The sequence below is a fragment of the Gemella sp. 27098_8_92 genome (assembly GCF_041433685.1).
Classification (GTDB): Bacteria; Bacillota; Bacilli; order Staphylococcales; family Gemellaceae; genus Gemella.
On the sequence record NZ_JAPWBZ010000008.1, the window covers coordinates 1 to 15982 of the forward strand.

General features: G+C 28.4%; 15 protein-coding genes. 11 read left to right on the forward strand and 4 right to left on the reverse strand.

Translation table 11 applies throughout. The annotated features are described in order from the left end of the window. Both O3802_RS06410 and O3802_RS06415 read right to left on the reverse strand, forming a co-directional pair. The coding region (locus tag O3802_RS06410; RefSeq protein ID WP_371458786.1) for a peptidase at positions 1–4393 on the reverse strand (4393 nt) is incomplete at its 3' end. A 564-nt stretch (positions 4394–4957) separates the two neighbouring features. Then, positions 4958–5275, reverse strand: coding sequence for a DUF1904 family protein (locus tag O3802_RS06415; protein ID WP_314039188.1), 318 nt, complete (start codon positions 5273–5275; stop codon positions 4958–4960). Positions 5276–5609: 334 nt separating this feature from the next. On the opposite strand from O3802_RS06415, the gene O3802_RS06420 reads away from it, so the two are divergent. The 3 genes from O3802_RS06420 (at position 5610) to O3802_RS06430 (ending at position 7023) form a co-directional block, all read left to right on the forward strand. After that, complete coding sequence (locus O3802_RS06420; protein ID WP_371458787.1) at positions 5610–5981, forward strand: VanZ family protein; 372 nt, start codon at positions 5610–5612, stop codon at positions 5979–5981. 90 nt (positions 5982–6071) lie between these two features. After that, positions 6072–6746: a response regulator transcription factor gene (locus tag O3802_RS06425; protein ID WP_371458788.1), complete on the forward strand. Its 675-nt coding sequence runs from the start codon at positions 6072–6074 to the stop codon at positions 6744–6746. Positions 6747–6756: 10 nt separating this feature from the next. After that, complete coding sequence (locus tag O3802_RS06430; protein WP_371458789.1) at positions 6757–7023, forward strand: UPF0223 family protein; 267 nt, start codon at positions 6757–6759, stop codon at positions 7021–7023. Positions 7024–7025: 2 nt separating this feature from the next. On the opposite strand, the gene O3802_RS06435 is transcribed toward O3802_RS06430, so the two are convergent. Both O3802_RS06435 and O3802_RS06440 read right to left on the reverse strand, forming a co-directional pair. Next, entirely contained in the window at positions 7026–7799 is a 774-nt protein-coding gene (locus tag O3802_RS06435; RefSeq protein ID WP_371458790.1) for a class I SAM-dependent methyltransferase, read from the reverse strand. Further along, positions 7774–8340, reverse strand: a complete 567-nt coding sequence (locus tag O3802_RS06440) for a 5-formyltetrahydrofolate cyclo-ligase (protein ID WP_371458791.1) — start codon at positions 8338–8340, stop codon at positions 7774–7776. Before O3802_RS06440 ends, O3802_RS06435 begins: the two co-directional genes overlap by 26 nt. A gap of 147 nt (positions 8341–8487) precedes the next feature. Between O3802_RS06440 and O3802_RS06445 the strand changes: the two genes are divergently transcribed. The 8 genes from O3802_RS06445 to O3802_RS06480 all read left to right on the forward strand — a co-directional run bounded on the left by O3802_RS06445 (position 8488) and on the right by O3802_RS06480 (position 15952). Next, entirely contained in the window at positions 8488–8853 is a 366-nt protein-coding gene (locus O3802_RS06445; RefSeq protein ID WP_004633454.1) for a GntR family transcriptional regulator, read from the forward strand. 2 nt (positions 8854–8855) lie between these two features. Further along, positions 8856–9014, forward strand: coding sequence for a hypothetical protein (locus O3802_RS06450; protein ID WP_004633453.1), 159 nt, complete (start codon positions 8856–8858; stop codon positions 9012–9014). Then, on the forward strand, positions 8986–9858 hold the full coding sequence (locus O3802_RS06455) for an ATP-binding cassette domain-containing protein (protein ID WP_371458792.1): 873 nt from the start codon (positions 8986–8988) through the stop codon (positions 9856–9858). Before O3802_RS06450 ends, O3802_RS06455 begins: the two co-directional genes overlap by 29 nt. Further along, positions 9851–11260: a hypothetical protein gene (locus O3802_RS06460; protein ID WP_371458793.1), complete on the forward strand. Its 1410-nt coding sequence runs from the start codon at positions 9851–9853 to the stop codon at positions 11258–11260. The genes O3802_RS06455 and O3802_RS06460 overlap by 8 nt, the downstream gene beginning before the upstream one ends. A gap of 468 nt (positions 11261–11728) precedes the next feature. Continuing rightward, complete coding sequence (locus tag O3802_RS06465; RefSeq protein ID WP_371458794.1) at positions 11729–12949, forward strand: ATP-binding cassette domain-containing protein; 1221 nt, start codon at positions 11729–11731, stop codon at positions 12947–12949. Then, positions 12949–13770 (forward strand): ABC transporter permease, encoded by an 822-nt coding sequence (locus tag O3802_RS06470; protein WP_371458795.1) that lies wholly within the window; start codon positions 12949–12951, stop codon positions 13768–13770. The genes O3802_RS06465 and O3802_RS06470 overlap by 1 nt, the downstream gene beginning before the upstream one ends. 33 nt (positions 13771–13803) lie before the next feature. Beyond that, the gene (locus tag O3802_RS06475) at positions 13804–14988 is read left to right on the forward strand and encodes a helix-turn-helix transcriptional regulator (RefSeq protein WP_371458796.1); all 1185 of its coding nucleotides are present in this window, start codon (positions 13804–13806) and stop codon (positions 14986–14988) included. A 190-nt stretch (positions 14989–15178) separates the two neighbouring features. Continuing rightward, positions 15179–15952 (forward strand): type III pantothenate kinase, encoded by a 774-nt coding sequence (locus O3802_RS06480; RefSeq protein WP_371458797.1) that lies wholly within the window; start codon positions 15179–15181, stop codon positions 15950–15952. Positions 15953–15982: the final 30 nt, after the last annotated feature.

Consider the following 15982-nt stretch of genomic DNA (forward strand, 5'->3'; position numbering starts at 1 on the left):
ATTTATTATTTGTATACTCTATTAGACCGCTACCTAAATCATTTATAGCTTTGATTATCTCTTCTGCTGAAGATTTAGGATTATCAAAGACTTTTTGTGCATTTGCAATAATACTTCTATATTTATCAAGGGCTTCTTTATTAATATCCGTTTTTAATTGATCATCATGCGCTATTATCTTAGCTGCTTCTAACGGAACTAAAAGTTGAGCCTTAAGGATATCTGTAGGTGAAGGTTTATTGTCATCTTTGTTAGGTTGCTCTCCAGGAGAAGTATTAGTATCAACTACTAGACTAGCTACTGCAGACTCTAATTCTTTTTTAAGGTCACTACGTCTATCTTCTAGATTACGTGTTTCTTTTGCTTTTTTAATAAAGTTATTGGCGTTATTGATTGCCGTAGTAACTTTTTCTTTTGAATCTTTTGTATATTTTCCAGATTTTATTTTTTCTTCAGCAGTTTTAACAGTAGCTTCTAAATCGGTGATATTATAACGTAGCATAGTATAATAATTTCTTACATCATTAAATAATTGACTAATTTCTTGTGATTTGTAATTGTTGTGTACTAAATCTTCTAATTTATCAATTTTTTCTTGAAGGTAAGAATCTATTTTGTTTATGCTTTCAACGCTATAATTATTACTATCTTTATCAGTGTTGAAGTTTGCTAGTGTATCAGCATTTGAGCGTCTTAGTTCAATAAGTAAATCATATTGGAATTTCACATCATATAGATTTGAAAATGCTTTTGATATTTCATCTTTAGATGCTGAATTATTATTCAACACTTTTTGAGCTTCGTTAATCTTATCGCCAAAATCTCTTACTATAACAAGATCTTTTTCGTAGTTATTATTTTTGAAAACTCTGTTCCAACTATCATAATATTTACTTGTTGTTGCATTAAATAAAGCATTTAATTGTTTTTTGTCTGCACTTATAATAGAGTTATCTTTAGGGTAAGTAAGGCTTAAGACTGCAGGATTTTTATGTTGGTTATCACCGAAAACGGCACTGCTTGCATAAGTATTTACTTTAATTTCAGTAGGTTTACCGTTTATAGGTATTCTAACTTTAGAAGGATAGCTGTATTCTTGAGTTGTATTACCAAAAGTAATGTTAACAGTTGCAGTATTCAAAACTTCAACGTTATCTTTTTCTTCATTATTTTCAAATGTAGTCAGTTTGCTTAATACACCAATAGGTTGATCTTTGTCACCAAGCATTGGTTGTAGTTCTAATTCTATATAGTTCTTTCCATTTTCTGTAATTAGATAAGCGTTTTTAAGAACAGAATTCATAGAAGAAAGTCCGCTTAAATCAGCTTTTTTGAAATATGCTTCTAATTGTGTTTTAGATATATTATTATCATTTGCAGGATTATCAGTATTTGGAGGTGTTTGTTTAGCATCAGCAGAAGCATTAAATGCATCTAGGGCAGAAGAAAGTTTGTTTAAAGCATCTTTAAGGGTGTCTTCGCTAGCTTCATTATTGTTTAAAACTTCTTTTGCTTTAGCAAGCTCATTAGTTAGTGTAACAAATGCTGAAGGCTCTTTTTTACCAACTGTAACAAGAGAAACTTGATTTACTTTTTTAGCAAGCTCATCTCTAGTAGAAGATGTTTTATTATCTTCAGATTGTGAATTATTTAAATCTTGAATCGCAAACTTAAATTGTTCAGTATAATAATCTGTTAAGTCAGTATTAACCTGATCATCAGTGTCAGGAGATTCAGGTGTTAGTTTAGAATGTTCAACATATTGTTTTGCTTCATCAATTAATTGTTTTAATGTGCGCTTAGCAGAACTATCTTTTGCTGTAGCATATGCTTTTTCAGCTTTAGAAATTTCATTTGATAATGCAGTGGTATCAATACGTAGGTAATCTCCTAAATGTTGAAGTCCTCCTGTAAGTTCATCTATTTTTTTATATACTATAGCCGTTCCTTCTTTACCGTATTCATCAGTGAATTTCTCACTTGTGCCCTCTATATCAGAGGCTACAAGTTTATTTATTGTATTTTCTAATTCATCTAGTTTTGATTTAACTAAATTTCTACTTTCTATAGTATAGTGAGTATTCTCTTTCCAGAAATTATTGTATGTATCTTTAGTAGCGGTTAATGCTTGATAAAGATTAGCAAGTTTATCTAATTTATTTGTTTCTTCAGAAAGTAGAGATGTATATTTATCAAATTCCTCTTTTGTTACAACTGATTTATTTATAATATTTTTTACTTGAGGAATTAATTGATTTAGTCCTGTTTTTAATCTTTCTGGTATTGATTTATAGTTTTCAGAAATCTCTTTTGATTCCAAATAATTTATTTTTTCTTTCAGAGCTTCTTTTAGAGGATTTTTCTCTTCTTCTTTGCTAGTTTCAGATTTTGCGCTGTAATCTAAATATAAATCAAGAGGAGCTAGCCATTTATTATTTGATAAACTATAACTATCTTTAAATGAAATGCCTTCAAGAGCGATATTTTTCTGATCAGAATAAACTAAAAGTTTTATTTTTTTAGGATAGGTAATATTATCGCTAGTAGTGCCTGTTTCTAAGACTTCAGCATCTGATATTGTTCCAAGCTTATTATATTGAATTGTTCCTATAGGAGCTATATCTGTTGCACCATAATTTGTAGTTGTAGGCTCAAATGTTAATGTAACTTCACTTCTTCCATTTTCTTTATCAATAATTGAAACATTTTTGATTACTTGAGAATAGTCTCTACCATAAAGACCAAAAGGCTTAGTAGTTCCACGTTCTACAAATTTTGCAGGTACAGAGTAAGGTCTAGATTCGGTAGGTTTAGATTTTTCTTTTGGAGGAACCTGTTCACCTTTTTCTCCGTTCTTTTTAATCAGCCCATTAATGGCATTAGTCAGATTTTTTACATGTTCAGATGTTTCGTTTATTTGTGGACGATAGCTTTCGGTTTGGTTAATCCAATCTTTTGCATGATTAAGTGCTTGAGTGAATTTTTCTAAAGATACAATGTTATATTCATCTTTATTTCTACTTTCAGCAATAGAGACTAATCGTTTTAACTCATCTGTATTAAATCTTAAATATGTAAATGTGGCATTATCAAATTCTTTTATTAGTTGAACTAATTGTTTAATATCTTTATTATTTTTTAGTTTTGGAACACTCTCTATATATTCTCTATATTTAGCAATACTTTCTTTTGTGTATACATCTTCTTTGTAAAGATCGAAGTATTCTAAAAGTTTAGCAACTTTAGTATCTAGGACTTCCCTTAAAGTAGCTGTATCTTCTATTTCATGAATAGGAGTAGCTATTTTGTATAGTTTATCATAGCTCGCATCACTTGAACGTTTTAATTCTTTTAACTGTGTGATAGCTTCGCTTATTTTTTCTCGTTGACTATAATCAGCGGCATTATCTTTATTATTTTCTTTTGTTAATAACCATTCATTAACTTTTGCACCACGATCTATCCAATTCTGGATTTTTTCATTTAGTTTTTCTCTATATTTAGGTATGGTATTACCTTTTGATACAACATTTTTATAATTTATATCTAATGCAAAAGGTCCTGTTTCTTTTTTCGTACCATTTTGGTCTAGGTAAATCATATTAGTAATAACCAGTTGTTCAGCTTTTAATTCCCCAGGAATACTAAAGGCGATTTGTCTTTGATCTTGAGGAGTAGGACCTAGATTAATTTTAGGTTCTATAGAAGATACTTTATTAACAGAAAAACTAATTATTTTTGTAACCTTATTAGGATTAGCGACAAGATTTAGTTCAATATCTTGCCCTTGCTTATAAATACCAATAAGGTTGTCTTTAAATAGATTTTTGATATCATCGTTATTATCTTTAACTTTGCTATAAAAGTTTTGTTGCCCATCACTATATGATTGAATCATAGTAGGGGTTTTAAAGTCAGTAGTAGTATAAAAACCATCATTTTTTAGTTCATGATTAATATCAAAATTATAAAGTTGTGTATAGTAATTAAGGGTATTAATAGCATTTCTAGCAGTTTTTTCAGTAAAAGAATTAGCGTCTAGCTTAGCTTTAGCCTCTGCAGCTTCTCCCCACATATTGTACCATGGGGTTGTATCAATTACGTCCTCAGGAACAGAGTGATTTTCAAAAGTTACGTGATAGTATGGAAAGTTTGAAGTTTTGTGGAAAAATGTTGTTCCTAAATAACGATTGGTAATATTATTATCGTTAAAGATTTCCTCTATTAGTTTTTTTAACTCACCTTTTGTTTTTTCTGAGGCGGCAGTATCTCCGAAATCAGCTTTAGCGATACTGTGGGTAGGTGAGGTAGGCCAAGCCGCAGCTGTTACAGAAGCAACTGTTAACGCAAAAGCAACACTCAGGCTAGATTTTAATAGCTTATTTGTTTTCATTATTGTTCTCCTTATATATAAACAATTTAACAAAAATTAGTTTGGTTAAATTGTTTTTTAATTTTGTTTATACTAAATATAACATAAAAACGATTTAATTGAAAGAGATTATCACTATCTTTTAGATTTTTTTGAGAAAGAGTTTTTAAATTTAATAAAAAATACAGTACATATATTATATTTTTATAGAATTTTCAATAATTTTTTTAAAAAATTATATAGGTATAATAAGTATAATCAATAAATTTATTTATAGAGAAAATAAGAAAAGTAGACATATATCTTTATGAAGAACTAGAGGGGGATATAGAGATTATTATTTTATATGGATAGACACTAATTTATGGAAAAATAGAAAAAATAATTAAATCAAAAAATATTACCAAATATAGAAAGACGATATTAATGATAGTATATAGGTTTCCAGATAGTAAATAAAAAATGGATTGCAAAAGAGTCAAAAAGTTAATTAATTTTAAAATTTATATATAAATAGTATGTGAAAAAGTTAATAATAAAAAATACGAGAGTATAGTGGTAATAAGTATACTCTCGTATTTTTAGTTATTTAGTAAAAGTAAATTCGTACGCTAAGTCAATGCTCTTGAATGAAACCATAACAGTTTCGTATCCTAATGGCTTGATAATTTCGCCAACTGCATTTGCAACTTTCTCACAAACTTCTACAGGGCGAGCAACCCAACCAATTTCGATATTAGCACGACTAATTTCTTCACCGTCTAAGATAGCAACACTTTCAACTAAGTCAAGTGTAAAAGCACCGCGAGGACGATCGATAATTTTTGCAATAGTATCGAAAAGCTCTGCGCTGACTTTTTTTAAGTCTTCTTTTTTAATTCCTCTAGCAACTATTCTTGGCATAATAATAGACCTCCAAATTTTGTATTCGTTTTCTTTTATTATATCATATAAGATTCATTTTTTGTTAAAAAATTTTAAATTTTTAATATGATTTAAGAGAGAAAAATAGTAAATAATGTAAATATATCTGTAAAACATTGAAAACTATTTTTATTTTCATATTTTAAAGAAGTTTTTTTAAAAAGAAAAAGTATTTTTTTTGTTTATTTTACTTACAAATCATATCATTTATTTTAATAATATGATATGATTAAATTATAAAAGAAGATGCTAAATAATTATTAAAGGAGAAATTTTTATTAGAATTTTATATAAAAAATACTTTTCATTAGCAATGCTAATTTTAGTCTGTATTGGTATATTTTTATTTTCTAGTCAGCCTGGAGTAGAATCAACAAAACTTGCTAGCAACCTATTTATAAGAAAGTTAGGACATTTTAGTGAATATGTAATTTTAGGATTTTTTGCCTTTGCTTATTTTTCTAGTATATTTCAAATAGGAAAAGAAAAAATACAATTTAAGACAACTCTTTTTACTAGTTTTTTGTTTTGTTTTTCCTATGCGGTAAGTGATGAATTTCATCAAACGTTTGTTATAGGGCGTGATGGAAATTTTATTGATGTACTGATAGATAGTGGAGGAGTATTATTTGGAATTATAATTTCTATAATATTATTTTTCGTAAAAATACTTAAAAAAAAGTAGAATATATTTTTCTTTTTAGTTGTATTTTTTTTGGAAAAGTTATAAAATAATATCCTAAGGTAAATAAAAAAATAAAAGGAGGAGTTATTAATGCTTAAAGCACTTATAGTAGAAGATGATAAATTTTTAGCTTCATCATTGAAGGCTGCTATTGCAGATAAATTTGATGTAGATGTTTCTTATAATGGGCTCGACGGACAGAAACTTATAGATAATAATATTTATGATTTTGTGATTGCTGATAGTATCCTACCTGGAAAAGGTGGATTAGATTTATTAGATTATATCCGTGAAGAAAAAGAGCTTAAAATACCGGTTATTGTGCTTACTATTGCTGAATCTACAGAAGAAAAAGCTAGAGTCATGAAACACAGAGTAACGGAATATCTTCCGCGTGTGGCTGACACTTCTCTTTTGACGACTACAATCTCTAATCTATTACAAAGAGAAAGTAATCTTAAAGCTGAAAACGAAGTAACATATAAGGATCTTGTGTTAGATTTAAAAAATGAACTTGTTACCTCTAATGCAGGTACACTAGATACAATTAAAGGAAAGTATTTAGAATTACTATCGTTCTTTGTGATTAATAATAATATTGTTTTGGAAAAAGAAGAAATATTTGATCGTGTTTGGGGTGTTGATTCTGAAACAACAATCAATGCTATTGAAGTTTATATTTCAGGATTACGTAAAGAACTTAGAAAAATTGGTTATGACAAAAATCTGAGAACTGTACGTGGTGTTGGATATACTTTTGAATAGGTAAAGATATATGGAATTTGATTATCCTATAGATTACACATTATATACATCTGACGAGATAACTATTATTATTAAATTTTTAGATACTATAGAAGAATGTTATCTAAAAGGAGTAGAGTTAGAAGAGTATAAAAAGGTTTATAAAGACTTTAAATCTATTGTTCGTGCAAAGTCAGAAGAGAACTCTTTATATCGTGATTTTAAAGAAATTACAGGATATGATGGGTATTTAACCACAAAAGAAATGAAAAACGAAAAACCAAGAATTAAGTTATAGACTTAGTTCTTGGTTTTTTCTATATTGGTGTCAATATAACCGTAATGGAATTTAGTATTTTTACGTATTAAGCGAATAAAGTTAAATTCTTCAAAAATATCATCTTTAAAGTGAGCTTTTACTATAACTTTCTTTTTTGCGACACGTTTTGCTTCAATTAAAAAATCAGCAGTAGGAAAATCTTGATTTGCCAGTATTTCGATACCAGCTAAGTTTTTTGATTCTTTTATATTATGAGAGAACATAGGATCAAAATAAACTATATCGAAAGAATTATCAGGACAGTTTTTTAAAAATTTAACACTATCAATATTATGCGTGATTATTCTTCTCATAGAGGAGTTTATTTTTTCATCATGAGAAATATAATTTTTCAGGCCATTGCTTACGATTAAATAAATAATTTTATTCTTTTCAAGAGCCGTAACTTTGTGCTTATAGAAACTAAGAATAATACTATCGCCAGCAAGCCCCATCGTACAATCCAAAATGCTTTGCTTTTCACTACCTATTATTTCTATCAAAGGTTCGTTATCATTATTTTTTATCTTCAAAGCACTAGTATCTAAATGGAAGAAAAGTTCTTTATCACCTTCAAAATAACTAAGTTTAGTTTTATAAACGACTACGACACCATCTGCTTGTATTAACATTTGCTTAATTGTTCTTTTGTTACGAGGGATGTAATTAAAATTAAGAAATTTTGCAATATTATGAGCTTTTTCATTAAGTTCATTATTTGTTTTTACACTAGTAGTTACTACTATGCTTTTCATTAATAACTATAATCCTTTCTTCTGTAATAATTAAATCGACATTTTTATCGTGTTTTTCAGTGGGAATTTCTTCTTGAAGTAGTTTCTCAAAAGATAAACCAATGCTAGTTTTATATTTATTTTCACTAAAATATTTATCGTAATATCCCCTACCGTATCCTAGACGATAGCCGTTTTTATCAAAAACAATTGATGGTGTAATAACAAGATCTATCCCCCCGGTATAGAAGTCATTTTTTATAGGTTCGAGAACATTGAAATGACCTACAGAGAGGTCAGCCCAATCTTTTATTTTTACCAATTTCATAGTACGGCTTACTATTTTAGGTACAAAGATTTCTTTACTGTTTATATATTTTTTAATAAGATATTCTGTTTGAATTTCACTTCCAAAACCAATATAAATAAATATTTTTTGCGAATTTTTAAAAATATCACTTTCTTCTAATGTTTTGAATATTTTTTCTGTTGCTTGAATTTGGTATGTTGTATCAAGATTATTTCTAATATGTAGAAACTTCTTCCTAAGAGCATGTTTCATAGCAATCACCTCGTGGTAATTATACCATGAATAAAGATATTTATAAATACTTGAAATGTATGGCTCTATGTGGTACACTTAAAGTGTAAGAAGTGTATGGTGGAAAACAGTACACTTAGGATTTTTATAACTGGAAGGAGGTAAATTATGTTTAAATTAGATAGTAGTTCGCAGAAGCCTTTATACAAACAGGTTGTAGATGAAACAAAAAAATTAATAACAAAAGGAATGTTAAAAGAAAATGATAAAATGCCATCGATTCGAGAATTTGCTAAAATTTTAAATGTTAATATTAGTACAGTTCAGAAGGCGTATCAGGAGTTAGAAAAAGAAAAAATAATAGTAACGATTGTAGGACGTGGTACGTTTATAACAGAAAATTTGGACGCCATAAAACCTAATTATGAGCTAATAGATACTTTATTAGAAGAATTGGTGAGAGAGGCGAAGATTTGTGGAATTACAAAAGAAGATTTGATAAAAAAAATAGATGAAGTATTTATGGAGAAATAAATATGGAAAAAGTTAGTGAGAAAAAATTAGAAACAATTTTGGAAAAAATATTATTAGAATGGCGTTTTATTGGATTATCAAAAGAAAAATTGGAAGAAAAAGTTATATCAAGGTATAAGGAGGTTGAGAGCTATGAAGTTAGAAATAAAAAATCTGAGTAAAAAATTTGAAAAGAAAGAAGTTTTGAATAATATTAATTTAGAAGTTAAAAGCGGAGAAGTTGTTTCTTTAGTAGGAAGAAATGGTAGCGGGAAAACAACACTTCTAAAATTAATAACTGGAATTTATCAGTTGGATACGGGAGAAATTACTATAGATGGTGTTAACATAGAACAAAATAATTTAAAAAGTAATATAATTTATATTCCTGATAAGTTCGATTATTTTAAATATACAAAGATTAAAAATATTATAAAATACTACGAGCTAGCTTATGATAATTTTGATGAAAAATTTTTAAAAAAAGAGTTAGAAAAAAATAAAATTTCTTTAAATAAAAAAGTAACAGAACTGTCAAAAGGTCAGACGGTAATTTTTGGAGTGATTTTAGGTTTAGCCTGTAGAACAAACTTTTTACTATTAGACGAGCCATTAGACGGAATAGATATAATAAATATAAAACTTATTATTAATTATATTATAGAAGCTCAAGATAGTGGTGTAGGGATACTGGTAAGTAGCCATCAGTTAGATTATTTAGAAAATATTAGCGATAAGATTATATACATAGATACAACAGGTAAATATGGGAAAGAGGTTGATAAGATGGCATATAGCAAATATCAACTGGTGTATGAAGATAAGATTCCAGACGAGTTTGCTAATTTAGATAGTGTGAGAATAGTAAGTAATATAGGTAGAGTTTATATAGTATTAGTGCGTGGTAGCTTTGAAGAAACTAGAGATTTAATACAAGAAAGCGCACCATTACAATGTGATGAACTGCCGGTTCTTTTAGAAGATATATTTATTATAAATAATAAAGGGGGAGCAGAAAATGATTAGAGATATTTTGAAAATCATACGAATTTATGTGAAGAAATATTTTATTGCTATAATTATTTTATTACTAGGATTCACACTTTTTACAACATTGACAGCATCTAAGCAGTTAAATGGATTGAAACAAGAGATAGCTAGTTATGAATTTGAAAAAAATATCGGAGTTGCATCTCGTGAAAAAGTTAGTGGATTGAACAATAAAGAGGAAAAAAATCAACAATATCAAAAGATAGATATAGAGAAACGTAACTATGTAGGAAGTTATAATGGGAAAATTTCAAAAGAAAGCTATGATTATCTTTTGCATAGATATGCTGTAGGTGCATATTTAACAGAATATCCTGTATTGAGAAGAGAACCTTTTTATACTCCTCAAACTAACTTAAGCTTCGCTTATAGTGATTATCGTGAAGAATATAAAAAGTATCTAAAAAAAGAAGAGTTAGAATACACAGGTAAGTATCGTGAATTTTTGGCTGAGCAACCAGGTAGTGAAAAGCATGTGAAGCTTCAATATGAGTTAAATAAAATTTATCGACCAGTTATGAGTTATAGCCAAATTAAAATTTTTGACTTTACAAAAGAGAATTTAGGGAAAGATAAATTAGAAATTAAAGAAACCCTTTATACAATAGATACAAATATAGGATACTATATACTAATAACCTTGATTGTACTATTAATATTTGGGGCGGAGTACCATACAAGCTTTGGAAAATTTGTTTCAAGTTTGCCATTTAAAAAGGAGAGGGTATATTTCGCAAAACTTATCTTAAGTTTACTAATATTACTAGTTGCTTCAATATTGGTGGGCATAGTGAATATATTTATTGTAAAAGCAAGTGTACTAGGTGATATTTATAATATAGGTACTGCCTTCAGTGCATATTCAAAAACATTTTATTTAGGGATAGGGTTAATCCTACTGGGTGCAATCTTTGCTAGTTTTTGCGGTAGTATAGTAAGTATGGGAGCTTTATACATTCCAGTTCTAACATCATATGGCTATTTGCTAGGTTTTATGGAGTTGCTAATGAGAGCGTTAGGAAAAGAGAGATGGTTGGAGAATCCTGCTGCATTTAATCCAAGACATATGCCGATATTCTACTATTTCAAATATGAGCAACCTGGCTATATATACTTATGGTTAGGGGTGTTGACGGTATTTGCAATAATTATGAGTAAAGTATACAAAAGACATAATGTTGAAAGAGAAGGGATGTTTTTCTCTATTGCTAAGGTAGAAATTTTAGGATATCTAATTTTATTAATAGGTGTAATAGCATTTTCTTTAATAATTCTTTTCGAAACATTTAGAATAAACGGCATATTATCGTTAGCGATAAGTTTAACATTGGTTCCTTATATTCTTTGGAAGATTTGTCGTTTTTCTATAAGAATCTAGATATTTATAAAATTAATAGAAGAAAGATGATTATACTAATAAAGTATAATCATCTTTTTATGTAAAAGTTAGTAGTGTAATTTCAAAAATGAGGTTAAATTCTTAAAATATAGGGGGTTATTGTAAAAATAAATATATCTTTTCTTTGAAAATTTAATTATATTATAATATGAAAAAATATTGAGTAATGTTTAGAAATTTTATTTTCTAGTATGTACAAGTATAATCAAAATTTTAAGATACAGTAAATACAGCTTTAATATAAAGTGATGGGCTACAAAAGTTTTTTACTACATAGGTTTATATTATGTAAACAAAAATAAAAGAAATTTTGATATAGATAGAAAAATATTAGAATTAATCTAGTTAATAAAATAAAAAATAATTATATATTATTTGATGGAAATAATAGTTTAAGTATGGTATAATATAAAAGAAAATTTATAAGAAAGGAATCTTCTGCGAATAATGACAAATTCAGATGAAAACAAAGAACTATTAAGAGATGAAGAAGTAACAAATACGGGTGCAAAATCAGAAGATTATGCAGCATTATTAAGTAAAATAAGAAAGCAAGTAGAGATAGAAGGGGGATCTACTTTTACAAGAAAGCATCATGAAGAATCAAATGTGGATTTTGTAGAGAAAGAAGAGTTAGAAAAACCTCAAGAAAATGATTACGAAGAAACAGTGGTTTTAGATCGCAATGAATTAAAGCAAGCTTTAATAAAACAAGAGGTTGAAGAAGAAATTCTTCCAGAAAAAAATGAAGATGATAGAAAACCTGTTTTAGAAGTATTAGGCTTAAAAAAACGTATAGGTTTAAAAACAATTGTTGAAGATATTAGTTTTGATATGCATGAGGGTGAAATTATAGGACTTCTTGGTCCTAACGGAAGTGGTAAAACAACAATAATGAGAATGTTAGTTGGATTAACAAAGACGACTAAAGGGGAAGTTTATTGTTTTGAAAAACCACTTGGATTAGGAAAAGTAAAAATGCTTAAAGAAGTAGGTGCTATGATAGAAACTCCTGAATTTTATAACTATATGTCAGGATGGTCAAACCTAAAACAAATGGCACGCGTATGTGGTAAAAAAGTAAGTCGTGCTCGTATGAAGGAACTGGTAGAATTTGTTGGATTGAGCAAAGTTATTAGAAAAAAAGTAAAAACTTATTCATTAGGTATGCGCCAACGTTTAGGACTAGCGCAAGCTTTATTAAATGATCCGAAAATACTTATATTAGATGAGCCGGTAAATGGTTTAGACCCTCAAGGTGTTCAAGACTTCCGTAATAAGTTAAAAGAAATAGCTGCAACAGGAGTATCAATTTTAATTTCTTCTCACTTACTAGATGAAATTGAGAAAGTAAGTGATAGAGTTATTGTTATTGAAAAAGGTAGAATTATTGCTGATGATAAATTAGATAATCTTGTGGCAGATGAAACAATTAAAACTTTAATTTCAACATATGATGTTGAAAAAGCAGAAGTATTAATTCGTGAACTAGGAATTCGTTATGTATTGACAGAAGACGGATTTATTTTTGAAAATATTTCTAGAGAAGATAAAGCTAGAGTAATTACATACTTAGTAACTAACAATGTAGAATTAGATTCTATTCGTGAATTAACTACATCGCTAGAGGATCGTTTCCTACAAATCACAGGAGGGGAGAATAAGTAATGAAACTATTATTTAATGAATTTATAAAAGATTATAAAAAGATAACAACTTGGATATATATGCTTATTATGTTTGCGATAATAGCAGCATATGGGTATTTTCAAAAATCGTATTTTAAAGAAAATTTCGATCCATTAAAAATAATGACTAGTATAACTACGATTGCAGCAGCTGTAGGTGGAGTATTTACACTTATAATGCTTGCGAATAATTTATCTCAAGAATATTCAAAAGGAACTGTTAAGTTTTTATATACAAGACCAAAATCACGTTCAGCTATACTAACAGCGAAAATAGCCTTAGGTTTTATTAACTATATTATCTTCTTTGTTTTAGGAATAGCTTTTGATTTTGCTTTGAAATACTATGTATTTTTCAACAAAAAAATAGGACTAAACCAATTAAATAAAACTCTGGAAGAAGGATATTTTGGAAGAACAGTAGCGAAACAACTTATAATTACAAGCTTAACAGAACTTGCGACTATGATATTCTTTATTGCTATGGTAGTTTTACTTTGTGTAGTGTTTAAAACACAAATTCTTTCACTTGTGTTAGTCATGGTGAGTCTATTAGGAATGAGTATTATTCAAGCTATCACTGGGTGGGCTGTAACGAAGTGGTCTTGGGCTAAATACCATATGTTTGATGTTCCATTATTTAGTAAATATTATGAAAGTGAAGCAACTCGTAATTTGGTTAAAGAAATTTTTAAATTTGACAATGCTAATGCATTAATTATTATGTTAGTAGCTTACAGCGCAGTATTTTTCATAATCTCATATATTATTAATGCAAGAAGAGATATTACTATAGATTAAAAATTTATCCATTTGTAAGAGGAGGTAGGCGAGATGAGAAGTTCGCTAAAAAAAATTGAGCGTATTAAAGATATTTTAGACTTGAATGGTAGCGTTTTGACATATAAATATACTGATGAAGATATTCGTCTAAACCTAGGAGAAGAACAATTAAGCAGTATTTTCAGTAGATTTTTAAAGAGAAATCTACCAAAAATTAAAGATGGATTACATAAGGATAAATTAGTTAAATGTCAAAGTGGTTTAGGTATTTCATGTTTATTTATTCCGAGTGATAATGATGAAGAATTTTACCTAATTACACCATTTTTAGAGTATCTTATTCCAACTAAATTATTCCAAGAATCGCTTATTAAATATGGAGCAAGTATTAGCGAATTGATTTGTGATGTATATTTTTCATTACCGATTACTCCAAGAAAGAAATTTAACTACTTGGTAGAATTATTGGTGGAAGATGAAAATGTAGACTTTTTAGATGCTATTATTTTAGTAGAAGATTCAAGCGTAAAAAATGTTCGTAGAGCATCATCAAGAAAAAATAGTTACTTAAATAGTATTTTAGAAAGTGAAGTTAAATTCAAACGTGAAATTCTTGAAGCGGTAGTAGATGGTAATATTTCTCGCGTGAATATGTTGTTTGACCTTCGCCAAAGAAACCATGGTGTAGAAGAAGATAATGTAGAACAAGGGGTTAATGTTCAACGTAGAAAATCTTATAATATGAATGATCTATTAAGATATGCGCTTGAACAACACAGTGAAGATTATCTAGGTGTAGAGGAACTGTGGGTTAAGATTAAAAACAAACTTGACAACTACGATTTATCAGAAGATGTAATTAGAAGTTATTGTCTTTTAGTAGATAGAAATAAATATAAAGATAAACAAGCTGTTGTTCGTAACTGTATTGCTTATATTAATGATCGTATTTCAGAAAAAATTAGTTTGGATAATGTTAGTGACTACTTAGGAGTAAATAAAAGCTATCTTTCTTCAATTTTCAATAAAGATATGGGAATTAGTATTGTAGATTATATTCATGACAAACGTATTTCTAATGCATGTTATTTACTTGCTAATACTGATTTTTCTATTTCTGAGGTTGCAGATTATATAGGTTATTTCGACACAAGTTACTTTATTAGAATTTTTAAAACATTAGTTAAAATGACACCTCTTAAATATAGAGAATCACTTTCTAAAGCTAGAAAATAGAATATAAGAAATAAAGCTGAATATTTTCAGCTTTATTTTTTTAGAACGATTGATATTTAGAAGCTTATAATATAGTGACTACTCCAAATTTTATACAAATAAAAGTGAGAGAAAAATATTTTATTAGCACTAAATATTTCTTAGGAAATATGATATAATAAAGTGACTTTTAAATTTTAGGAGATAAACGATGATTTTTGCATTAGATGTAGGGAATACAAATATTGTCCTTGGAGTTTTTGGAAGTGATTATAAACAACTTTGTTCATGGCGTATCGCAACGGATAATACAAAAACAGAGGATGAACTATATGTTATTATTAGAAACTTTTTCGTAGATAAAAATATTAAGTTTGAGGACTTTGATGGGGTGGTTATCTCAAGTGTTGTCCCAAAAATGATGTTTGCTTTAGAGTTGCTAAGTAAAAAATATTTCAAAAAAGAACCAATTATAGTTTCTGCTGGCATTAAAACAGGAATAAAAGTTCCAGCACCTTACAGCAGTAAGCTAGGAGCAGATAGGGTTGTTGATATAGTTGGAGCAAAGGTTAGTGGTTATTTACCGGCTATTATTGTTGATCTTGGAACGGCAACAACATTTGATTGTGTTGATGGTGAGATGAATTATCATGGAGGTGTAATTTGTCCGGGGATGAACATAAGTGCAGAAGCTCTTTACTCAAAAGCTGCAAAGTTACCTCGCATAGAATTAGAGGCCGTTTCTACATCGTTAGGAATGGATACGACAAGTCAAATGCAAGCAGGATTTTTCTACGGATTTTTAGGGCAATTTGAAAATATTATAACTCATCTAAAAAAAGATTTAGGTGGGGACTATAAAGTTGTCCTAACAGGTGGGTTATCGAAGTTTATTGCGAAATATAGCTCATCGGTTGATATTGTAGATGAAGAGTTAACGCTAAAAGGAATAATAGAACTTTACAAAATGAATAAAGGAAAGTAGGTCAAAATAATAAACTAATTATTGAAGTAA